This window comes from Bacillus sp. LL01 (genome assembly GCF_001037965.1).
Genome location: NZ_LFEL01000004.1, coordinates 143,576 through 164,558, shown reverse-complemented (window position 1 = coordinate 164,558; position 20,983 = coordinate 143,576). Strand labels below are relative to the sequence as shown.

At 40.9% G+C, this 20,983-nt stretch carries 21 protein-coding genes and 1 other annotated feature; of the genes, 18 read left to right on the top strand and 3 right to left on the bottom strand.

The features are described from left to right. The first annotated feature begins 18 nt into the window (after window positions 1–18). The 3 genes from AB685_RS13375 to clpB all read left to right on the top strand — a co-directional run bounded on the left by AB685_RS13375 (window position 19) and on the right by clpB (window position 3,436). Window positions 19–357, top strand: a complete 339-nt coding sequence (locus AB685_RS13375; protein WP_047971105.1) for a DsrE family protein — start codon at window positions 19–21, stop codon at window positions 355–357. 138 nt (window positions 358–495) lie between these two features. After that, window positions 496–675: a YjzC family protein gene (locus tag AB685_RS13370; protein ID WP_047971104.1), complete on the top strand. Its 180-nt coding sequence runs from the start codon at window positions 496–498 to the stop codon at window positions 673–675. Window positions 676–844: 169 nt separating this feature from the next. Then, entirely contained in the window at window positions 845–3,436 is a 2,592-nt protein-coding gene (clpB, locus tag AB685_RS13365) for an ATP-dependent chaperone ClpB (protein ID WP_047971103.1), read from the top strand. 57 nt (window positions 3,437–3,493) lie between these two features. Here clpB and AB685_RS13360 read toward each other — a convergent pair whose 3' ends face one another. Then, window positions 3,494–3,676, bottom strand: coding sequence for a YjzD family protein (locus AB685_RS13360; RefSeq protein WP_047971102.1), 183 nt, complete (start codon window positions 3,674–3,676; stop codon window positions 3,494–3,496). A gap of 113 nt (window positions 3,677–3,789) precedes the next feature. Between AB685_RS13360 and AB685_RS31300 the strand changes: the two genes are divergently transcribed. The 5 genes from AB685_RS31300 (at window position 3,790) to AB685_RS13340 (ending at window position 7,036) form a co-directional block, all read left to right on the top strand. Continuing rightward, the gene (locus tag AB685_RS31300) at window positions 3,790–3,927 is read left to right on the top strand and encodes a hypothetical protein (protein ID WP_157860720.1); all 138 of its coding nucleotides are present in this window, start codon (window positions 3,790–3,792) and stop codon (window positions 3,925–3,927) included. A gap of 201 nt (window positions 3,928–4,128) precedes the next feature. Continuing rightward, a complete protein-coding gene (locus tag AB685_RS13355; RefSeq protein ID WP_047971101.1) occupies window positions 4,129–4,869 on the top strand; it encodes a hypothetical protein in 741 nt (246 codons plus the stop codon). Window positions 4,870–4,963: 94 nt separating this feature from the next. Continuing rightward, window positions 4,964–5,734: an NAD(P)-dependent oxidoreductase gene (locus tag AB685_RS13350; protein ID WP_047971100.1), complete on the top strand. Its 771-nt coding sequence runs from the start codon at window positions 4,964–4,966 to the stop codon at window positions 5,732–5,734. Between the two features lie 144 nt (window positions 5,735–5,878). Next, a complete protein-coding gene (locus AB685_RS13345; protein WP_047971099.1) occupies window positions 5,879–6,832 on the top strand; it encodes a BMP family ABC transporter substrate-binding protein in 954 nt (317 codons plus the stop codon). Window positions 6,833–6,847: 15 nt separating this feature from the next. Continuing rightward, window positions 6,848–7,036 (top strand): ComZ family protein, encoded by a 189-nt coding sequence (locus AB685_RS13340; RefSeq protein WP_047971098.1) that lies wholly within the window; start codon window positions 6,848–6,850, stop codon window positions 7,034–7,036. Between the two features lie 111 nt (window positions 7,037–7,147). On the opposite strand, the gene AB685_RS13335 is transcribed toward AB685_RS13340, so the two are convergent. Further along, window positions 7,148–7,390 carry a hypothetical protein gene (locus tag AB685_RS13335; protein ID WP_047971097.1) on the bottom strand — a complete coding sequence of 81 codons (243 nt, stop codon included), beginning with the start codon at window positions 7,388–7,390 and terminating at the stop codon, window positions 7,148–7,150. Window positions 7,391–7,742: 352 nt separating this feature from the next. On the opposite strand from AB685_RS13335, the gene AB685_RS13330 reads away from it, so the two are divergent. The 10 genes from AB685_RS13330 (at window position 7,743) to AB685_RS13285 (ending at window position 18,967) form a co-directional block, all read left to right on the top strand. Continuing rightward, a complete protein-coding gene (locus AB685_RS13330) occupies window positions 7,743–8,675 on the top strand; it encodes a beta-ketoacyl-ACP synthase III (protein WP_047971096.1) in 933 nt (310 codons plus the stop codon). A 51-nt stretch (window positions 8,676–8,726) separates the two neighbouring features. Next, window positions 8,727–9,965 carry a beta-ketoacyl-ACP synthase II gene (gene fabF / locus AB685_RS13325; RefSeq protein ID WP_047971390.1) on the top strand — a complete coding sequence of 413 codons (1,239 nt, stop codon included), beginning with the start codon at window positions 8,727–8,729 and terminating at the stop codon, window positions 9,963–9,965. Between the two features lie 637 nt (window positions 9,966–10,602). Then, on the top strand, window positions 10,603–11,385 hold the full coding sequence (locus tag AB685_RS13320) for a DUF2268 domain-containing putative Zn-dependent protease (protein WP_047971095.1): 783 nt from the start codon (window positions 10,603–10,605) through the stop codon (window positions 11,383–11,385). 427 nt (window positions 11,386–11,812) lie between these two features. Next, entirely contained in the window at window positions 11,813–12,793 is a 981-nt protein-coding gene (locus AB685_RS13315; RefSeq protein WP_047971094.1) for an ABC transporter ATP-binding protein, read from the top strand. Further along, the gene (locus tag AB685_RS13310; RefSeq protein WP_047971093.1) at window positions 12,793–13,815 is read left to right on the top strand and encodes a dipeptide ABC transporter ATP-binding protein; all 1,023 of its coding nucleotides are present in this window, start codon (window positions 12,793–12,795) and stop codon (window positions 13,813–13,815) included. Before AB685_RS13315 ends, AB685_RS13310 begins: the two co-directional genes overlap by 1 nt. Before the next feature lie 107 nt (window positions 13,816–13,922). After that, window positions 13,923–15,611, top strand: a complete 1,689-nt coding sequence (locus AB685_RS13305; protein WP_082153620.1) for a peptide-binding protein — start codon at window positions 13,923–13,925, stop codon at window positions 15,609–15,611. Window positions 15,612–15,859: 248 nt separating this feature from the next. Next, window positions 15,860–16,810 carry an ABC transporter permease gene (locus AB685_RS13300; protein ID WP_047971091.1) on the top strand — a complete coding sequence of 317 codons (951 nt, stop codon included), beginning with the start codon at window positions 15,860–15,862 and terminating at the stop codon, window positions 16,808–16,810. A gap of 14 nt (window positions 16,811–16,824) precedes the next feature. Next, the gene (opp4C, locus tag AB685_RS13295) at window positions 16,825–17,736 is read left to right on the top strand and encodes an oligopeptide ABC transporter permease (protein ID WP_047971090.1); all 912 of its coding nucleotides are present in this window, start codon (window positions 16,825–16,827) and stop codon (window positions 17,734–17,736) included. Between the two features lie 176 nt (window positions 17,737–17,912). Beyond that, window positions 17,913–18,119, top strand: a complete 207-nt coding sequence (locus AB685_RS13290) for a hypothetical protein (RefSeq protein ID WP_347230869.1) — start codon at window positions 17,913–17,915, stop codon at window positions 18,117–18,119. A 98-nt stretch (window positions 18,120–18,217) separates the two neighbouring features. After that, window positions 18,218–18,967 (top strand): YjbA family protein, encoded by a 750-nt coding sequence (locus tag AB685_RS13285; protein ID WP_047971088.1) that lies wholly within the window; start codon window positions 18,218–18,220, stop codon window positions 18,965–18,967. Between the two features lie 535 nt (window positions 18,968–19,502). Here the strand turns inward: AB685_RS13285 and trpS are convergent. Beyond that, window positions 19,503–20,492, bottom strand: a complete 990-nt coding sequence (gene trpS, locus AB685_RS13280; protein ID WP_047971087.1) for a tryptophan--tRNA ligase — start codon at window positions 20,490–20,492, stop codon at window positions 19,503–19,505. Between the two features lie 238 nt (window positions 20,493–20,730). Further along, window positions 20,731–20,948: a binding site (T-box leader), on the bottom strand. Window positions 20,949–20,983 lie beyond the last annotated feature (35 nt).

Here is a 20,983-nt window from a genome sequence, read left to right as displayed (position 1 = left end):
GAAAGGGGAGAAATGACCATGAAAAATAAGGTGATACTTGTCAGTTCCAATCAGTTGGGAAGAGGGGATGAAGCTCTAGGAGAAGGTGTACTTGAAACCTTTTTTACCATTCTGAAGCAACGCGAAGATAAACCAGAGGCAATTTTCCTGATGAATACAGGGGTCTATACGCTAACGGAAGATTCTCTGGTTTCTGTACATCTGAAAGAAATCCATGAAGCTGGAATTCCTGTTTATGCATGTAAGACATGTGTAGATCACTATGAGGTGGAACAGAAGCTCATAAGCGGGGAAATTAGCGGCATGGCTCATTTTATCGACCTTGCATCCAAACACGAAGTTTTAACAATTGCTTAATTTTGGAGGGAACCCCATCTATTTGTATCGGACATGAAAACTACCGCTTTGGGAAAGATAGTAACGAGATAATATATCTCGATGCACATACTGTCTGCCTAATTAGAAGTTCATGATCTGACAATAGGAGGGAATCGTATGGGCCAAAATCAACAATTCAGACCGGGACAGAAAGCGCCTAATAACGGTATCTATTTGGAAATCGGAGAAACTGGCAGTGGCGTCAAACATCCTCAGAAAATCAATCTGAAAGCTGGGGACACATTTCCCGAAACCTCCAATCATAACCGTCTTTGGGCGAAAAAGCGCCGTCCGTAATGGATAAGGTCATCCTCTTTCTTAGAGGGTGGCTTTTTTGGATAGACTCTATGGAAGTAAATAAGGGAAACTTTTAATTAATATGGTACGTACATAAAGGTGATCGAAAATTTTAATGGAAAACGATAGAATTTTTTTGCGACCATTGTCCAAAAGGAGTGATGCCAATATGAACATTAACCAAATGACCACCAAGCTCCAGGAGGCCATCATGTTAGCCAAGAGTCTTGCGGAAAAATTAAACCATCCTCAAATAGAACATGAGCACCTCCTTCTTTCATTGGTTCAGCAGTATGAAGGGCTTACAGATAGAGTCCTGCAAAAACTGAAAATAGATACTCAGATGCTTCAATCGGATTTAAATGACATGCTGAAAACAAAGCCTGAAGTGAGTGGCGCAACCAGCGACGCCTATATAAGCAATCAACTGAACCAAACGTTCAAAAAAGCAGAAGAATGGAAAATAGACTGGGAAGATGAATATCTATCCGTCGAACATATTCTTCTTGCTCTATTCCATCAGAAAAGCATGACATATCTATTGAAAAAGTTAAGCAATTCCTACAATCTTACTGAAGTACGACTACACCAAGCCATCCAGGAAATAAGGGGGAACCAGAAAGTGACTTCCAAAGAACCGGAATCTACATATGAGGCGTTAAAGAAATATGGAAGAGATCTAATTGAAGAGGTGAAAAGCGGCAAACTGGATCCGGTTATCGGCAGAGATCAGGAAATCCGCAGGGTAATCAGAATCCTCTCCAGAAAAACAAAGAACAACCCTGTCCTTATCGGTGAACCGGGTGTAGGAAAAACTGCAATTGTTGAAGGGCTGGCGCAAAGAATAGTAAGAAAGGACGTTCCGGATGGCCTGAAAGATAAGACAATATTCTCCTTGGATCTCAGCTCGCTCGTAGCGGGTGCTAAATACAGAGGGGAATTTGAAGAGAGACTGAAAGCTGTTCTTCAGGAAATCAAGAAGAGCGACGGCCAGATTCTGCTCTTCATTGATGAACTGCATACCATTGTCGGAGCCGGCAAGACGGAAGGATCAATGGATGCAGGCAATATGCTCAAACCCATGCTTGCCCGCGGGGAACTGCATTGTATCGGTGCTACTACACTAAATGAACACAGGCAATATATCGAAAAAGATCCGGCTTTGGAGCGCCGTTTCCAACAGGTTCTTGTACAAGAACCGACGGTAGAGGACACGATTTCTATTTTAAGAGGGCTTAAGGAACGTTTTGAGATTCATCATGGTGTAAACATACACGACCGTGCAATCGTATCTGCAGCAGTTTTATCCAACCGTTACATTTCCGAACGTTTTTTACCGGATAAGGCAATTGACCTTGTGGATGAAGCGTGTGCCATAATTCGGACGGAAATAGATTCTATGCCATCTGAACTGGATGAAGTGACGAGAAGGGTAATGCAACTGGAAATTGAAGAAGCAGCACTGAAGAAAGAAAAAGATCAGGCAAGCAAGGAAAGACTGATGCAGCTCCAACAGGAATTGGCCAACCTCAAAGAACTGGCCTCCACGATGAAAGCCCAGTGGCAGCTTGAGAAAGATGATATCCAGTTAGTCAGAGTCAAACGGGAGGAATTGGAGAGATCCAAACGTGACCTGGAGACGGCTGAAAACAACTATGATTTGAACAAGGCAGCAGAACTTAGACATGGGAAAATTCCGAGCTTGGAAAAAGAGCTTTTACAATTGGAGGAAAAAGCTAAACAAAAGAAAGATTCCAGTCAGCTACTCCGTGAAGAGGTCACAGAAGAAGAAATAGCTGGCATCGTGGCCAAGTGGACAGGCATACCTGTTACGAAACTTGTGGAAGGGGAAAGAGAGAAGCTATTGAAGTTGGAGGAAATCTTGCACCAACGTGTTGTCGGTCAGGAAGAAGCGGTCCAGCTTGTTTCCGAGGCGGTCATCCGCGCAAGGGCAGGGATTAAGGATCCAAATCGTCCGATCGGTTCCTTCATTTTTCTTGGACCTACAGGTGTCGGGAAAACAGAACTTGCCAGAGCGCTTGCTCAATCCCTTTTCGATAGTGAAGAGCAGATCATTCGCATCGATATGTCCGAGTATATGGAAAAGCATGCTGTATCCAGGCTGATAGGTGCGCCTCCTGGTTATGTTGGCTACGAAGAAGGCGGACAGCTGACGGAAGCTGTAAGAAGGAAGCCTTATTCTGTGGTACTACTAGATGAAGTCGAAAAAGCACATCCGGAAGTATTCAATATCCTGCTACAAATGTTGGATGACGGAAGAATAACGGACGCACAAGGGAAAACGGTCGATTTCAAAAACACCGTCATCATCATGACATCCAATATCGGATCCCACATATTACTGGATAATACAGCAGATATCATTTCCGAGGAAGCGAAAGACAAAGTGCTACAACAGTTGCGGAACCACTTTAGACCGGAGTTATTAAACCGTATTGATGATACAGTCATCTTTTCTCCATTATCCAAAAATGAAATAGGGCTTATAGTGGAAAAATTGATTAGGGATCTACAGAAGCGGTTGGAGGATAAGCATCTTACATTACGTCTTACAGAAGATGCGAAGCTATTCATTGCTGATAGTTCCTACGATCCTGCTTACGGGGCGAGGCCGCTCAAAAGGTTCATACAAAAATACATCGAGACCCTTATTGCAAAGGAAATAATAAAAGGGACCATCCAAGATTTTCAAGAAATAATTATTAAGTTAGAGGAAGGAAAACTCGTTATCGGTGACTAATAAATAAAAAGACAAAAAAGAACTTGTCCATAGGAGCAAGTTCTTTTTTTACAGACATTAATGCTTTTCAACCGGTTCGTTTGGTAACGCTTCCCCGATCAGCATAACTAATACGGCGAAAACGACAGCAATGATTGAAGCTAATACGTAGTTATATGTATCACCCTGCATGTTAGCAACAACATAAGCAACCATGTTTATAAGAAGAAGTGACCAGAAAATAGTCCAGAATGCGCGCATCGTGACTCCCCCTCCATCTATTATTTCGAAACTCATTCAGAGGATATTTTACCACAACTGGAACATATAATAAATGTAAATATGTTTAACTTAGTCGAAAAAGGGGTTGTTAAATGATGAATAGTAATGAAAAGCTTCTTGAACTGAAAATGCTGCTAGATCAAGAGGTCAGTAATTTGACGGAACTGGGGCAACAAACTTTGGAGATTTTGAGGGAAGAGTTACAATATGATGAGGTGGGAAGGGATTAGGTTTTATACCTTCCTTTTTCTAATTTTTCGGCTACAATGGTAGTTCTGGGCATCTCCCTGTTCTCTTCCGTTCCAGGTGTTCGCTCATTTTGATTTTTTATTATTAATTGTCACAAGTGGTCTTTTGTCCCTATCATTAAAAAGGTAATCTACATAGCATATGATATATGAGTTCGTGAATTGGAGGGTTGGGTGAATCGGATGAGCATAAATCAACGTTTTTTTCAAATGGGCGGTCAATGGAATGCTGTACATGTACCGGAAAAGCCGAACGGGTTTGGCTGTCTTATCATCGGGGATACCAACCATTTCGTTGATGAACATAATAGCCTGTGGTTACAGCATATCGGCCGGAACAGAATTGTAGAAGAGATATTGAAATGTGGATATACGTTATTCTATTCAAATCTATACGGTGCGCATTGGGGGAGCAGTCAATCTGTCCTGCAAGCCAAGCAACTTTATCATATCATTATGAAACAGGAAATCTTGAATGACAAAATTCATATTATTGCAGAAGGGATGGGGGCACTTACAGCTTTGCAACTGATGGAGGAGTTGGGGGAAAAGGTTCGTTCGGTCGCTCTCATCAATCCTTGTATGGATTTGAAGGCGCAGCTGGCACAAGAAAAAGACAGGAAGTTTTTCTATAAGAAGGTCAGGAATGAAATAGCCAAGGCATACAAAGTTTCAATAAATGAATTCGAAGACTATGAAGGGTTTCCTGAAATCCATCGGTTTCAGCATAGTGTGTTACCAGTGAAAATATGGCAGACCACGACCAATTTCTCTTTTGATCCCAATCTGCATTGTAAAAGGTATGAGGAACTTCGACAAAAGAACCAATCCCCGATAGCGGTTACCTATCACCTTGTAGAGAAACGATATTCCTACGGTCCATCCATATGTCAGTTCTTCAAAAAATATGAACAGAAACTATGAAAAGTCCCATTTCATCTCTCATGGAATAGGGACTATTATTATGTTTCCATGCATAAGGATACAATATCAATAATGATGAGTGGAGTGGAAAGTGATGAAAAATGCAGTAATTATCGGTGCCACAACACAGGTTGGGTTTGCCCTTTGTCAAAAGCTGATTAGTCGTGAAGTGGAAGTAACAGGGCTCGAATGGTCGGGGAAAATGGACGAAAGAGCGGAAGAGATGCTGATGGAAATAGGACGTAATGCCTTCTTTCATCTCCAAATTGATAGAACTTCGAATGAAAATTTTGATGTTGCATTTTACTTCCTAGACACGATAGAGCGTTTAAATCAAGACAACCAAGAGAAGTATCTGGCGTTTGCAGAGAATGCCAGCAAGCTTTTTTTTGTATCTTCCTATCACAACCGTCGAAAGAATAACAACTTCAAAGAACAGCTAAACAAGAAAGTGAAGGGTGACACGAAAAAAACATGCTTTTCCATTTACTTGCCGATGGTAATTGGTCCGTGGCAGGGGGAAGAGGAAGCTGTTCATAAAAGACTACTTGAAGAAAAGGATGAAAAAGATCGTCAGCCAATTGCCATTAGAGATACGGATGTATTATATGTGGAGGATGCTGCAAAAGCAATATACGAGCTCTCAATCATGGAAGAGGAATCGCAGGAAGTTCGCTTCAAAAACGAAAACCCAAAAGTGATGAATGAACTAATGAAAGAGCTGAATCTTACTTTCCTAGACCATACCGAACATGATGACGAATGGGATGAAGTAACAGAGTATAAGGTGAAACAGAGTCTGACTACGAAAGAAAGTCTTCAAGCACAGCGGGAACAACTGCGCCAAAAATTGAAATTGGAATAGATGTATAGGATACAGGTCCCCCTCATTTCCGAAGGTTTTTAACAGAATATTAACTTTTCCTTTGTCTTCAAAGCATGTACAATATAAAATGGAGAATAGGAAATAGAGGGGTATTCCTTTTGGGCACTAGGGGGTGGTACATACATGAAAAAAACAAAAATGGCAATTATACTATTAATACTTCTGTTATCTGCATGTGGACAAACTACTCCTGACAGCGGAGATCAAAAAGTCGGTCTATTGGTTCCGGATACTGTGAGTGATCAGGTATGGGGAACAAAGGGATATAAGGGTCTTTTAAGAATACAGACCGAATATGACCTAGACGTATATTACCAAGAAGGAATACATACAGATTCATCTATAAAAAAAGCAGTAGAAGAATTTCATAAAGATGGTGTGACCCTGATTTTTGGTCATGGAAGTGAATATGCGCAAACATTTAACTCGATTTCATCTGAATATCCAGATATTCATTTTGTCTGTTTTAATTCCGAAGCTCAAGGTGATAATGTCACAAGCCTGAATTTTGAAGCGAATGCAATGGGGTTTTTCGGTGGCATGGTAGCAGGTAATATGACGGAAACGAATAATATTGGAATCATTGCAGCTTTTGAATGGCAACCGGAAGTGGACGGTTTCTTTGAGGGAGTACTTCACGAAAACCCAGATGCAAGAGTCATGATAGATTATACCCAAGACTGGGATGATCCTGAAAAGGCACTGGCTATACTAGACAATATGCTTCTACAAGAAGTGGATGTCGTCTATCCTGCTGGAGATGGATTTAATGTACCCGTCATCAATAGTTTGAAGGAAAAAGGCCTTTATGCAATTGGGTTTGTCTCCGATCAGTCTGACCTAGGGGAGAATACGGTACTTACCAGCACGGTCCAGCATGTCCCGGCATTGTATGAACTGGTGGCAAGCCGTTATTTTGCTGGGGATCTGGATTCTGGAAATCTATACTTTGATTTCAAAGATGATGTGATTTCCTTGGGCAAATTTAGTCCATTGATAAGCAAAGAATACCAAGACAGCATTCAAGATCAAATTGAGGAATATAAAAAATCCGGTTTATTACCGAATGAAAAATAGAAAGTGGGTTTTATTATGGAACAAGATAGAACAATGCAGTATATGGCAATTGCAATGAAATACTTACCGGAAGCAAAACAAATGTTGGACGAGACAGGCTTGGAGCTTGAACCCCAGCACATCCAACCACTGGTTTCTTTATTGACCAAAGTGATGGATGAAGCATACGAATTGGGAAAACAGAACGCTTTAGATATGGAATAATGAAAAAGGGAGACTGTCCAGAATGTAGATTACAACTGGGCAGTCTCCTTTTTTATTTCTTATGCTCTGTTAAACACCGCTGTTGATTTCCGCGAATGGCTTCGGTTTCCGTTATTTCTTAAAATATTCCAACAACGGCGAAAAGTCCTTTAACATCGGTTTCAATTTATTTACCGAGTCCATAATGGAGTCCACCTGCTCCTTAAGCGCTTCATAATCATCGCTAACTTTTTCGGACCTGTTTTCTGCCGGTTTTTCTGTAACCTCTCTTCTTGACGGCCCACCAAACATCATTCTGGTAAAAGGGTCTACTTCAGCTTCTTCCCTTTCAGGTTTGCGCTGCTTTTCATTCATGTTCATCACCTCACCAAATCACATTTATCCCTTCTGAAACTATAATATGCCAGCTGTCGTAAATGGGATGGGCTTTGGTCCAATTGAGTGAACTACCTGTAAAATAGGCATTTATATATTGTCAAGACACAAAGAATAAGTTAAAATTAGTACCAAGTCATAATATTTGATAATAAATAGAGGTTTATATTGTCTTAAAGTTTGTTGCTTATAGAAAAGTTTGAATTATAAGTGGATTGGAGCGGAAAGCGAGTGCCTGAAGCGAAAAGGAACGGCCGAATTATAAAACTAATATCAACATAAGATGGCCATCTTAAATAAAAAGTCCAAAAGAGAGATAGGTGTTATATCTATGAATGCAGGGATACTAGGAATTGGAAGATATGTACCTGAAAAAATATTAACCAATGCAGACCTGGAAAAAATGGTCGATACAACAGATGAATGGATAAAAACAAGAACAGGCATAGAAGAACGAAGAATTGCAAGCGATGAAGTGAATACGTCACATATGGCATTTTTTGCAGCAGAAAAGGCCTTGGAGAACGCAGGAATTACAGCAGAAGAATTGGATATGATCATAGTCGCAACAGTAACACCAGATAATCCTTTCCCTAGTGTAGCGTGCACGATCCAGGAACGACTGGGAGCTAAAAAGGCATGTGCCTTTGATATAAGTGCAGCTTGCGCTGGATTCATGTATGGAATTATCACAGCGAAGCAATTTGTGGAAGCAGGAACATATAAACATGTACTTGTGGTAGGTGTTGAGAAGCTTTCCAAAATAACAAACTGGGAGGATCGCAACACGGCAGTTCTGTTCGGTGACGGAGCTGGTGCAACAATTGTCGGGCCAGTATCAGAGGGAAGAGGAATCTTATCTTTCGAACTCGGTGCAGACGGAACAGGGGCAAAGCATTTATATCAAGATGAAACCATTGTGATGAATGGCCGGGAAGTGTTCAAGTTTGCTGTCCGCCAAATGGGCGAATCTGCTGTGAATGTACTGGAGAAAGCCGGTCTGTCAAAAGAGGACGTAGACTTTCTAATCCCGCATCAAGCTAACATTCGCATCATGGAAGCTGCGAGGGAAAGACTAGGTCTTCCTCTAGAAAAGATGTCCATGACCGTGCAGAAATATGGAAACACATCGGCAGCATCCATACCCATTTCCCTTGTGGAGGAATTGGAAAATGGAAAAATAAATGACGATGATTTAATAGTTATGGTAGGATTTGGTGGAGGATTAACATGGGGAGCAATTGCCATCAGATGGGGAAGATAAAAATAAATATTAATTCGGATACAACGGTGGAAGGAGCAGGAAATCATGCAAATGCCTAAAAGAAGAGTAGTAGTAACGGGACTAGGAGCGGTGACTCCTATTGGATTAAATGTAAACGAGGCTTGGGAAAATGCGATAAAGGGAGTTTCGGGAGTAGGTCCACTGACAAGAGTAGACAGCGAAAAATTCCCGGCGAAAGTGGCTGCTGAAATTACAAATTTCAATGCCGAAGATTTTATGGATAAAAAAGAAGCGAGAAGAATGGACCGTTTTACTCAATACGCCATTGCTGCTTCATTAATGGCTGTAAAGGATGCTAACTTGGACATCACCGAAGAAATCGCTCCTAGAGTTGGAGTTTGGGTAGGTTCCGGGATTGGTGGAATGGAAACCTTTGAACAACAATATAAAACCTTTTTAGAAAAAGGCGCACGTCGTGTAAGCCCATTCTTCGTACCGATGATGATTCCTGATATGGCTACAGGGCAAATTAGTATCGCCTTAGGAGCAAAAGGGGTAAACTCCTGTACGGTTACGGCATGTGCAACAGGAACAAATTCCATAGGGGATGCATTCAAAGTTATTCAACGCGGTGATGCTGATGTAATGATTTCTGGAGGAACGGAAGCACCTCTAACGGAAATGTCTTTTGCAGGATTCAGTTCAGCGAAAGCTCTATCATTAAACCCGGATCCAAAAACGGCAAGTAGACCTTTTGATGCTAATCGGGATGGCTTTGTTATGGGCGAAGGCGCCGGGATAGTCGTATTGGAAGACCTGGAGCATGCATTGGCTCGTGGTGCTCGCATCTACGCGGAAATCGTCGGATACGGCGCTACAGGGGATGCACATCACATTACAGCACCTGCACCAGGCGGAGAGGGCGGTGTACGCGCGATGAGAATGGCTATTCAAGATGCCGACCTTCAACCAGAGGATATCGATTACATTAATGCACACGGGACAAGCACCGAATATAATGACAAATTCGAAACAATTGCTATCAAAGAAGTATTTGGTACAAATGCGAAAGAGGTAGCGATCAGCTCCACGAAATCGATGACAGGTCATTTGTTGGGTGCAGCTGGTGGAGTGGAGGCAATATTTTCCATTAAAGCCATTGAAAATGCCATTATCCCTCCAACAATCAATCTGGATACACCAGATCCGGAATGCGATCTTGATTATGTACCAAATGAAGCCCGCCATAAAGAGGTTAAAGCTGCAATGAGCAACTCATTGGGCTTTGGCGGACATAACGCTACCCTCGTTTTCAAAAAATACGAATAAAGGTTTCAAGCAGTAGGGAAAATAACTTCATTTTCCTACTGCTTTTTTTAAAAAGTAAGAAAGTATAAAATCTGGTTGATTTTCGTTCCAGGCGCTTCGCTTTCCAGTTTTAAGGGTCCAGTACAATCCTGCGGGATCTCCCATGTCCCTTCCTCCCACAGGATAGTAGCGGCAAAGTTGAGACCCCGCAACAGAGGAGGGCGCTGCAAAACTGAAAACGAATTGTTTTTAGTGGTTTCTAGCTGTGGATTGGAGCAAATAGCGTAGACTCCTGCAGGGGAGTAGCGACAATCTTGAGACCCCGCAGGGCGCAGCCCGAGGAGGCTCAAGGTCGCCCCGCGGAAAGCGAAGCTATTTGCGGAAATCAACAGCGGTGTTTACCCAAGATCTAAAATTCAGTAATTTTTCAGTGGCCTCCAACAGAGTGAGGAGGCTCAAGGTCGCCACGTGCAAAGCGGAGCCATTTGCGGAAAGGAACAGCGGAGGCTAGCTTAATATTTAGCATTCAAGGACCGGGCGGGTTTTGTCCGGTTTTTCTTATTAGAATACTCATATCGTTTCGCTAGTTACACACTTCACCAATTCCACATTCCAATCATACAATGTCAACAAAAAGCAAAGAAAAGGGCTGTAGAACATGAGTATTATTCAGACGGATAGATGGTTGGAGGAAGACTATCATCACCCATTGAACATTTCCAAGAAACTGCTGAAGTATTTTGAGGATGTAACTGCAGCAGAACTATACGACTATCTGATTTTGCATGGAATGTACCGGCCTGTAAGAGACGGCAAGGGGACTGTGGAAAAACTGAAGAATATGGATTGCTGGAATATTGTAATGTTGGAATGGAAACGATTAAAGAAACTGTGGAATGGTCCCGACATTCCAATCTTTATTTTTCCTTCAGACAAATATAACAGTCAGATAAAAAGAGATTTTAAAGGGAAAGCGGGAGTTGCTTTTAAGGATAAGCTGTTCTTGTTCCTGCCCGAAGACATTGACATAAATGAAATGAAAGCGCTGCTTACCCACGAGTACAACCACATTTGTGTATTGGCGAAAAATAAGAGGCCTGATGATCAATACACACTTTTAGATTCTGTCTTAATAGAGGGATTGGCGGAAAGCGCGGTGAATAATCAATTGGGGGAGGACTACACTTCCAATTGGACTTCGTATTATTCTGACAAGGAACTTGAAAGCTTCTTAAATAAATACATCATTCCAAATAAAGAAGTGAAGAAAAGTGAAAGAGATCATATGAAACTACTTTATGGTAAGGGCTTTTATCCCAAAATGCTCGGTTATTGTGTAGGCTACTATCTCATTCAAAAAATATTAAATAAAGAAAAACTCAGTTATTCCGCACTGATGTCAAAGAGTCTTACAGAACTAACAAAGCTATTAGCCATATAATTCTTTGAGGAATAGGAGAAATATTACAAAAAACAAAAAATCTAGCAAAAAAAGCTAGTTTTTTTGTTTTTTTTTGTATATAATCAGTTTTTGTAGAAGATTGCTACAAGTTGCAATTAAAAAAATTTTTAGTTTATTTTCAAAATAAGCTTGAACTTGTAACGGAATTGTAATAATATACAAACAGACGATAATTATTTTCCGATAATTTAGTTTTTACAGTAAATTTCAGAAAATAAACTGAATAATTTGTAATAAATAGCATGGAAAATCTATAAAAGCAGTAAATAAATAGATTGAAAGCTAGTAGTTTCATAAATTTGTAATATAAAGGTTAAGATTAAGTTAAATTTTCATAATCTTTAAATTGCATATTTAGACATCATACAGACCATGCATCGAAAGAAAAAAGGATGGTGAAGGCTAAATGTCAGCTTTATTAGAAGTGAGAAACCTGAAAACTCACTTTTTTAGGAAAAAGCAAGCTATTCCAGCTGTAGATGGTGTAGATATCTCCATTAAAAAAGGAGAAACTGTGGCATTAGTTGGAGAATCGGGATCTGGTAAGTCTATTACATCCCTGTCAATAATGGGACTTGTACCTAGCCCAGGCGGGAAGATCGTTGATGGGGAAATCCTATTTGACGGACAAGATCTTGTGAAACTAACAGAAAACCAATTATGTAAGGTTCGTGGAAATGATATTTCAATGATTTTTCAAGAGCCCATGACTTCATTAAACCCAGTTTTAACAGTTGGTGAGCAGATTACTGAAGTACTGATACTTCACCAAAAAATGACCAAAACGGAAGCGATGAAGAAAGCGATTGAAATGCTAGAGGTTGTAGGTTTCTCCAGAGCAGCTGAAATCGTAAATGACTATCCTCACCGTCTGTCGGGCGGGATGAGACAAAGGGTAATGATTGCAATGGCAATGAGCTGTAATCCGAAGCTTCTGATTGCAGATGAGCCGACCACTGCACTGGATGTTACCATTCAAGCGCAAATCCTTGATCTTATGAAAGATCTAAGCCATAAATTTGACACATCCATCTTGTTAATAACACATGACTTAGGGGTTGTATCAGAAATTGCTGACAGAGTAGTAGTTATGTACTGTGGCCAAGTGGTGGAAGAGGCTTCCGTGGACGATCTGTTCGAAGAGCCGCTACATCCGTACACAAATGGTTTGATGGGCTCTATACCTGATATTGAAGGAGACATATCACGTCTACAATCAATTGAAGGAAACGTACCGCCGCCGACAAACCTGCCTCAGGGCTGCCGTTTTGCCCCACGTTGTCCAAAAGCATTCGATCGTTGTCACAGCGAAATTCCGCAATTGATAAAACAAGGCGGAAACCGATCCGTTCGATGCTTTTTATACGAAGGTGAGGAGGCGAAATAATGACAGCAACTGAGATAAAGACAGAAAAAATAGTAACAGAAACAAATCCGGATAACATATTGGAAGTTAGAGGGTTAAAGAAATACTTCCCAATAAAAGCAGGACTTTTGCAAAGGCATGTAGGCGATGTAAAAGCTGTTGATGACCTGAACTTTTACATAAAAAAAGGTGAAACCCTTGGGCTTGTAGGAGAGTCAGGTTGTGGAAAGTCTACAACCGGCCGTACGATTATCCGATTATATGAGCCTACTGAAGGTAACATCATCTTCAAGGGAAGAGATATTGCGACAATGAGTGAAGGAGAACTTAGAAAGACTGTCCGAAAAGACATTCAAATGGTTTTCCAGGATCCATTTGCAACGCTCAATCCGAGAAAAACTTTAAGGTCAATCTTAAAAGAGCCATATAATACGCATAATCTGTTCACCAAGAAAGAGCGTGAAGAGAAAGTGCAGGAGCTGTTAGCAAAGGTTGGATTAGATCCAAGTTTTATTAACCGTTATCCGCATGAGTTCTCCGGCGGACAACGTCAACGTATCGGTATTGCAAGAGCGCTGGCACTGAATCCGGAAATGATTATTGCCGACGAAGCGGTATCCGCATTGGATGTATCAATTCAAGCTCAAATCATCAATCTGATGCAGGACCTACAAAGTGAAATGGGATTATCTTATATCTTTATTTCTCATGACTTAAGCGTTGTACGTCATATTAGCGACAGAGTTGGCGTAATGTATCTAGGACGCATGATGGAACTGGCTACCAAGAATGACCTATATAGCGAGCCGCTACATCCATATACACAGGCATTGCTTTCTGCAGTACCATCCACACGCCGCAAAGGTCAACTGAAAAGGGAACGAATCGTGCTTAAAGGCGAGTTGCCAAGTCCGGCAAATCCGCCGACAGGTTGTGTTTTCCACACAAGATGCCCTGCTGCAATGGATGTCTGCAAACAGATTATTCCGCAGTTCAAAGAGGTTAAACCAGATCATTTTGTTGCTTGTCACCTATACGAATAGGTGGCAAGTACATAAAATATATACCCTTTGAAAGGGGGAGATAATCCAAAAGTCAACTTTCTTTACCTTTCATTTTCAGAACATTAAAAATTTTAGGGGGAGTAAACGTGAAACAAAAATCATTACTACTTATCGTTTTAACGTTGGTTCTGTCCTTGTTCCTAGCTGCTTGTAGCGGATCGAACAATGCCGGTACAGACACAAAGAACACGAACAACGAAACTAACGAAACAAACACTGGTAACAACGGTGAAGAAGATGAAGAAGATGCTACAACTGGTGAGCCGGTTGCAGGTGGAGATCTAGTATTAGGTTCTACTGGTAGCCCTACAATGTTCAACCCGCTTTACTCTGCAGATACTGCTAGTTCTGCAATTGAAGGTTTCATTTTTGATGGATTATTAACAAGCGACACTTCTTTCGAAACTCAATTAAACATGGCTGAAAGCTGGGATATCTCTGAAGACGACCTAGTACACACGCTGAAAATCAAAGAAGGAATCAAGTTCCACGATGGTGAAACTTTAGATGCTGATGACGTTGTCTTCACTCTAAGTGTTCCTTTAAGCGAAGACTATGATGGTCCTCGTGCAGGTTACTTCGAGAAAATCGAAAAAGTCGAGAAAATCGATGACCTGACTGTACAAGTAACTCTTAATGCTGTAGATCCAACAATCCACATCGCATTAGGTTACCCTATCCTTCCTGAGCACATCTTAGGTGAAGTTGCGATTGCTGATCTTGGTGAATACACTGAGTTCAACACGAAAAACCCTATCGGAGCTGGTCCTTTCAAATTCGAAACTTGGGAAGATGGACAATATGTTAAAGTTGTTGCGAACGACGACTACTGGAATGGCCGTCCATACTTAGATTCTTTAACTTACCGCATTATTCCTGATGCAGATGCTCTAATGACTGCATTAGCTGCTGGAGATGTACATTACTACACAGTTCCTGCTTCTGATATTGCAACAGTTAAAGAGTGGGAAGCGAATGGTCAATTAAAAGTTGAGTCTGGTTTAGCATTATCTTACACTTTCTTAGGTTACAACCTACGTAACCCATTATTCGAAGACAAAAAAGTACGTCAAGCTTTAACTCACGCACTTGACCGTGAACTTATCGTTGAGTCTGTAATGGACGGAGACGGTGAAGTTGCTGATGTCCCTGAGTCTCCACTTAGCTGGGCTTATGACGAAGATGTACCACGTTTTGAGTACGATGTAGAAAAAGCGAAAGCTTTACTTGAAGAAGCTGGATGGACTCCAGGTGCTGACGGTACATTAGAAAAAGACGGACAGAAATTTGAATTCACTTTAAAAACGAATCAAGGTAACAAAGTTCGTGAAGATATCGCTGTAGTAGTTCAAGAGCAATTCTCTGAACTAGGAATTAAAGTAACTCCAGATATCATGGAATGGTCTGCATTCTTGGCTGACATCGATCCTCCTGCTTGGAATTTTGAAGCTATCATCCTAGGATGGGCTCTATCTACAGATCCAGATCCAAGTGGAATCTTCCATTCTAAAGAAATCGAAGAAGGCTTGAACTTCGTTGGTTGGTCTAACTCTGAAGCTGATGCTTTAATGGACGAAGCTAACCTTACTATGGATCGTGACGAGCGTGCTGAGAAGATCCAAGGAATCAACAGAATCATTGCTGAAGAGCAAGTATACACATTCTTGTACTATCCAAATGCACACCGTGCAATGCCTACTAATCTAGAAGGCTTTGAGTTCCATGCAAGAGCGGAACACTACAACATCCACAAATGGTGGTTAAACAATAACTAATTTAACCCCCGTAAAAAGGTAAAAGAAGAGGGGAGGGGACATTCCCCTTCCTTCTTTTTTACTGAAATGAACTGTCTAGACACTTTATTCATTGGAAAAGATGGAATGCAGCCGTCCTGGACGAGCCGTTTTTTATCGCTAAAATTGAACATTTTACTGTGTTACGTCGCAAATTGCACAGTATTAAAATAAACCATTCACGTTTACTATTACCTTCCTAAAGTAAAGACAGAAAAGGAGAATCAGCTATGATCTCATATATCATCCGCCGTTGCTTAATGGCGATTCCCCTATTATTCGGTATTACAGTATTATCCTTTGCCATCATCCAAATGGCACCAGGTGGGCCTACTTCCCTAATGATGGATCCGAATATTAGTAAAGAGGCAATGAAGAAATACGAAGAGCGTTATGGACTAAATGATCCTGTACACATCCAGTATTACCGATGGGTGAGTAACATGGTAAAAGGTGATTTTGGCGATTCACTTATTCGCCGTGGTGTACCTGTAAGTGAAATGATCATGAACCGATTGCCTAATACCTTATTATTGATGATTGTTTCCACCATATTGGCGGTTATTGTCGCAATTCCTTTTGGAGTGATATCGGCAAGGAAGCAGTACAGCTTGACCGATTATACTGTAACGGTCACTTCCTTCCTCGGACTTGCAACACCTAACTTCTGGATCGGTCTGGTACTTATTATGATATTTGCCGTTCAGTTGCAGTGGATGCCAACGGGTGGTGTGGCGACTTTGAATGCAGACTTTAGTATTCTCGACAGGTTACACCATCTTATATTACCAGCATTTGTACTGGCAACAGCAGATATGGCAGGTCTAACAAGATACACACGTTCTAGTATGCTTGAAGTGTTAAAGCAAGACTATATGCGTACAGCAAGAGCGAAAGGTTTAAAGGAAAACAAAGTAACGTATAAACACGGCTTACGTAATGGTTTAATTCCTGTAATTACGATATTTGGTTTAATGCTACCCGGTTTCATTGGGGGATCGGTTATTGTTGAAAAGATTTTTGCTTGGCCTGGTATTGGATTGTTGTTCTTTGATTCCGCATTCCAGCGGGACTATCCGGTTATCATGGCACTAACAGTTATCTCAGCGGTCTTTGTAGTTATCGGAAACTTGATTGCCGATATTCTATATGCAATTTTTGACCCGAGAATTGAGTACTAGAAGGGGGAACATCGATGCAAACTCAACCATCAACTCAACCAAATAATAAATCGTTAAACCCCAATATTAAGCAGAAACCAGATACTCTAACTAAAATAACTATTAATAAGTTTATGAAGAATAAATTGGCTGTCATTGGAGCTGTGTTGCTTTTCATTATTATTAGCTTAGCAATCCTTGCGCCATGGATTACCCAATTTGAACCACAAAAACAAAGTTTGTTGAATAAATTGCAAACTCCAGGTGGCGAACATTGGCTAGGAACAGACCGATATGGACGTGATGTATTTTCACGTATTCTGTTTGGTGCAAGGGTTTCACTTTTAGTTGGATTTGCTTCTGTAGCAGGTTCCATTACAATAGGAACAGTCATTGGTTCCGTAGCGGGCTATTTTGGAGGGAAAATTGATGCAATCCTAATGCGTATTGTGGATGTCATCATTTCGATTCCAACTATTTTCTTGCTTATCACATTGGTAACTATCTTCCAACCTGGTGTGGACAAGCTTATCATGATTTTCGCTTTAACGGGCTGGACGTTTACTGCACGTCTTGTACGTGGAGAATTTTTATCTCTTCGTACACGTGAATTCGTTCTTGCTTCCAAAACTATTGGAACACGAAGCCATACGATAATTTTCTCTCACATCCTTCCGAATGCAATGGGGCCGATCATCGTATCTGCAACACTTGGTGTAGGTGGAGTTATCCTGGCTGAATCCGCTTTAAGTTACTTAGGTTTAGGGATTCAACCTCCAACACCAAGTTGGGGCAACATGCTACAAGATGCGCAGAACTTTACAATCATGTTAAAACATTGGTGGTACCCATTATTTCCTGGATTGATGATATTATTTACAGTGTTGAGCTTCAACTTCGTTGGAGATGGATTGCGTGATGCACTAGATCCTAAAACACTAGAATAGAAAAGCTGAGAGCCAATCTCGGCTTTTCTTTTTTTTGCCCATTTTCCTCATAACCTGTCATTATTTTGTGAGTAGGTCATAAGATGATAGTAATAGAATGGACAAGGGGATATTTTTATGAGCTTAAACACGCTTTATTATGTGAGTGATGGCTGATGATTAGGGGCTTTCTTTTTTTGAGCGGTTTTGGAATTGCGGTTGCAGGGGGAATAAGTGTACTTGCCTATTTGAATCTTTTTGCAACAGGAATGAGTATCATAGAGTTTATAACATTTGTATTTTCAAGACCAGAATGTTATCTTTTGCCGATTGGAATGTTACTGGTTACCTATAGCATCTATTTAACAGGGAACCAAGATCCGAGTTTTCGGGACAAAGAGTAGTCATTAGTAAAAATTATTGGGTTTAATGGAATAATATTGCACTTCACTGTTCATACTGTTGGATAAATAAAAGATAGATGTGAAGTGAGGGGTATGATATGTTGTATCTTCATGACGTATGGGTAAATTGGTTTGAAGGAGAAGAAAACGGTTATAATGTTTGTCATTTTCATGAGTGGAGAAAAGACGACAGTGTGGAGCTGCTGGACCAAGTTCCTCTATTGAAAGTGGATTCAGTCCTGTTTCATTATATTGAAAACGACCTCCAAGAGCTGCCTCCATCTTTGCTGGAAGATATTTTTCAAAAAAGTTATATCCGTAAAAATCATGAGCGAATCCAATTGGACTATTGTTTTGTGGTAACAGATGGACAAGGCATTATTGCAGTGGACACTATTGGATATAATATTCCAATCCGTAAAAGCAGGCTTATTCCAAGGCAAGAACAACTGGTATATGACATGGTAGAAAACCATGACTATGAAAAGTATTCATTCTCACCAACTAGCAAATCGCAAAAAGATTATCATATATTATCCCCATCACCAGAAATAATGAACGGTTTAACGAGAAAAGAAAGACAACTGAAGCAGCTCCTTTTCATGGCTATGGACCAACTGAGATCAACATGCAATGCTGCTGAAGTAAGGTATTGGTACACAGAGTGGAATCCGATTCATTATCGTGAAATTCAAACGATGAGTTTTGAGGAAGTGTGGGCCCAACTGCTAGAGGAAACAAGAGATGGATGGTCGGAAAAGCATCAGAATTTCTGTGAACATCTTGTAAAAGGGCAGCCGTTTTTTGAAAAGCTGTGGGAATTGGAGCAGCATCCGAAGGTTAATTGAATATTGAATATTTCCGAGGTAAGAAATAAAAGCTGTCAGATTTTTATAAGTCTGACAGCTATTTTTAATACAAGGAAAGTTGAAATATTTTACTTTTTGCACTAAAATTGTTGATCTCCGTTTCAGGCGCACGCTTTCCGCGGGCGGTCCGTTAGCCTCCTCACTCCGTTGGAGGCCACTGAAGAAGTACTGAATTTTAGTTCTTGGGTATACACCGCTGTTGATTTCCGCAAATAGCTTCGCTTTCCGCGGGGTGACCTTGAGCCTCCTCGGGCTGCGCCCTGCGGGGTCTCAAGATTGTCGCTACTCCCCTGCAGGAGTCTACGCTATTTGCTCCAATCCACAGCTAGAAACCATTAAAAACAATTTGCTTTCAGTTTTTCAGTGCCCTCCTCCGTTGCGGGGTCTCCCTTGTCCCTTCCTCCCGCAGGAGTCTGCGCGCCTTACACTCCGGTCAACAGGGTTACCTTATTTCAATTGATATTAGAAATAAAAGCTGTCAGATTGTTATCAATCTGACAGCTTTTTGTATTAATTATCGACGTTTTCGGCCTAATCCCATTGCATTTTCAATCTTTTTCAATGTTTTCATAGCTACTCGATTCGCACGCTCGGCACCTTCATCCAAGATGGCATCCAATTCATTAGAATCAATGAGTTCATTATATTTTGTTTGAATCGGTTCAAGGGCTTCAACCACGACTTGGGCAAGATCGCTTTTGAAATCCCCGTATCCTTTTCCTTCATATTGAACTTCCAATTCCTCAATCGATTTGTTACTTAGGATGGAGTAAATGGATAGAAGGTTTGAAACGCCAGGTTTGTTTTCCTTATCAAATCTGACAATTCCTTCAGAGTCCGTAACAGCACTCTTGATTTTCTTTTCCAATTGCTTTGGTGTATCCAACAGGGAAATGAAAGATTTTTGATTTGGATCTGACTTGCTCATCTTTTTTGTAGGCTCTGCGAGTGACATGATTCGTGCCCCGACTTTAGCTATTTTTACTTCTGGTACAGTTAGGATGTCACGGTATTTTTTATTAAATCGTTCTGCAAGATCCCTTGTCAATTCCAGATGCTGTTTTTGATCTTCACCAACAGGTACCACATCTGTGTTATAAAGAAGAATATCAGCCGCCATCAATGGGGGGTACGTCAATAATCCAGCAGTTACGGAATCCTTCCCGGTGGATTTATCTTTGAATTGTGTCATCCTCTCCAATTCCCCGATGTAAGCGACACATTGCAGCATCCATCCTAGTTGGGCATGTGCTGGTACCTCCGATTGGATGAAAAGGGTAGCCTTTTTCGGATCGAGTCCGATTGCTAAATATAAGGCAGCCAGTTTGCGGATGTTTTTGCGAAGTTCCTGTGGATCCTGCTGAACAGTGATGGCGTGCTGGTCAACAATGCAGAAGTAGCTGTTGTAGTCGTTCTGCAGTTCTACAAATTGCTTCATCGCACCGATGTAATTTCCAAGGGTAACATTACCGCTTGGTTGAATTCCTGAAAATATAGTTTTCATTTTCGATCTCCTCTTTCGTTTTTGCTTTAGTAAACTACTTGTTGTTTTCCGTTCCAGGTGTTCGCTTTCCGCGGGGCGGTGCTTGAGCCTCCTCACTTCGTTGTGGGGTCTCAAGTCTACCGCTACCTCCCGCCGGAGTCTCACACCTTTCACTCCAAACAACAAGGGGATACTTTTTTCAGCATCAAATACCAATTATTGAGTTGAAAAAAACACAAAAAGGCCCATTCATCCCTGAAAAAGGGACGAATGGACCGTGGTACCACCCTTATTATTTCACACAAAAAAATGCAGAAATCACTTAACCTTGTAACGTAAGGACACGTCACGGCCTACTATTTTTGTTCAGCCATGAAGCTCAGAAGTCCATTCCTAAACGTTAGTTGTCTGTTCCCACCAACCACAAACTCTCTAAAAACTAAAATGTTTAGTACTACTCTTCATCATTGCTTATATTAATTAAATATTCTTCTATTATAGCCAATTCTTTG

Excerpts from the sequence above, each read along its gene's own strand:
- AB685_RS13310 (WP_047971093.1), top strand. The coding sequence starts at position 12,793 with ATGACAGCAACTGAGATAAAGACAGAAAAAATAGTAACAGAAACAAAT.
- AB685_RS13375 (WP_047971105.1), top strand. The coding sequence starts at position 19 with ATGAAAAATAAGGTGATACTTGTCAGTTCCAATCAGTTGGGAAGAGGG.
- AB685_RS13300 (WP_047971091.1), top strand. The coding sequence starts at position 15,860 with ATGATCTCATATATCATCCGCCGTTGCTTAATGGCGATTCCCCTATTA.
- trpS (WP_047971087.1), bottom strand. The coding sequence starts at position 20,492 with ATGAAAACTATATTTTCAGGAATTCAACCAAGCGGTAATGTTACCCTT.
- AB685_RS13335 (WP_047971097.1), bottom strand. The coding sequence starts at position 7,390 with ATGAATGAAAAGCAGCGCAAACCTGAAAGGGAAGAAGCTGAAGTAGAC.
- AB685_RS13285 (WP_047971088.1), top strand. The coding sequence starts at position 18,218 with ATGTTGTATCTTCATGACGTATGGGTAAATTGGTTTGAAGGAGAAGAA.
- AB685_RS13360 (WP_047971102.1), bottom strand. The coding sequence starts at position 3,676 with ATGCGCGCATTCTGGACTATTTTCTGGTCACTTCTTCTTATAAACATG.
- AB685_RS13320 (WP_047971095.1), top strand. The coding sequence starts at position 10,603 with ATGAGTATTATTCAGACGGATAGATGGTTGGAGGAAGACTATCATCAC.
- AB685_RS13370 (WP_047971104.1), top strand. The coding sequence starts at position 496 with ATGGGCCAAAATCAACAATTCAGACCGGGACAGAAAGCGCCTAATAAC.
- AB685_RS13340 (WP_047971098.1), top strand. The coding sequence starts at position 6,848 with ATGGAACAAGATAGAACAATGCAGTATATGGCAATTGCAATGAAATAC.
- AB685_RS13350 (WP_047971100.1), top strand. The coding sequence starts at position 4,964 with ATGAAAAATGCAGTAATTATCGGTGCCACAACACAGGTTGGGTTTGCC.
- AB685_RS31300 (WP_157860720.1), top strand. The coding sequence starts at position 3,790 with ATGATGAATAGTAATGAAAAGCTTCTTGAACTGAAAATGCTGCTAGAT.
- clpB (WP_047971103.1), top strand. The coding sequence starts at position 845 with ATGAACATTAACCAAATGACCACCAAGCTCCAGGAGGCCATCATGTTA.
- opp4C (WP_047971090.1), top strand. The coding sequence starts at position 16,825 with ATGCAAACTCAACCATCAACTCAACCAAATAATAAATCGTTAAACCCC.
- fabF (WP_047971390.1), top strand. The coding sequence starts at position 8,727 with ATGCCTAAAAGAAGAGTAGTAGTAACGGGACTAGGAGCGGTGACTCCT.
- AB685_RS13315 (WP_047971094.1), top strand. The coding sequence starts at position 11,813 with ATGTCAGCTTTATTAGAAGTGAGAAACCTGAAAACTCACTTTTTTAGG.
- AB685_RS13330 (WP_047971096.1), top strand. The coding sequence starts at position 7,743 with ATGAATGCAGGGATACTAGGAATTGGAAGATATGTACCTGAAAAAATA.
- AB685_RS13355 (WP_047971101.1), top strand. The coding sequence starts at position 4,129 with ATGAGCATAAATCAACGTTTTTTTCAAATGGGCGGTCAATGGAATGCT.
- AB685_RS13345 (WP_047971099.1), top strand. The coding sequence starts at position 5,879 with ATGAAAAAAACAAAAATGGCAATTATACTATTAATACTTCTGTTATCT.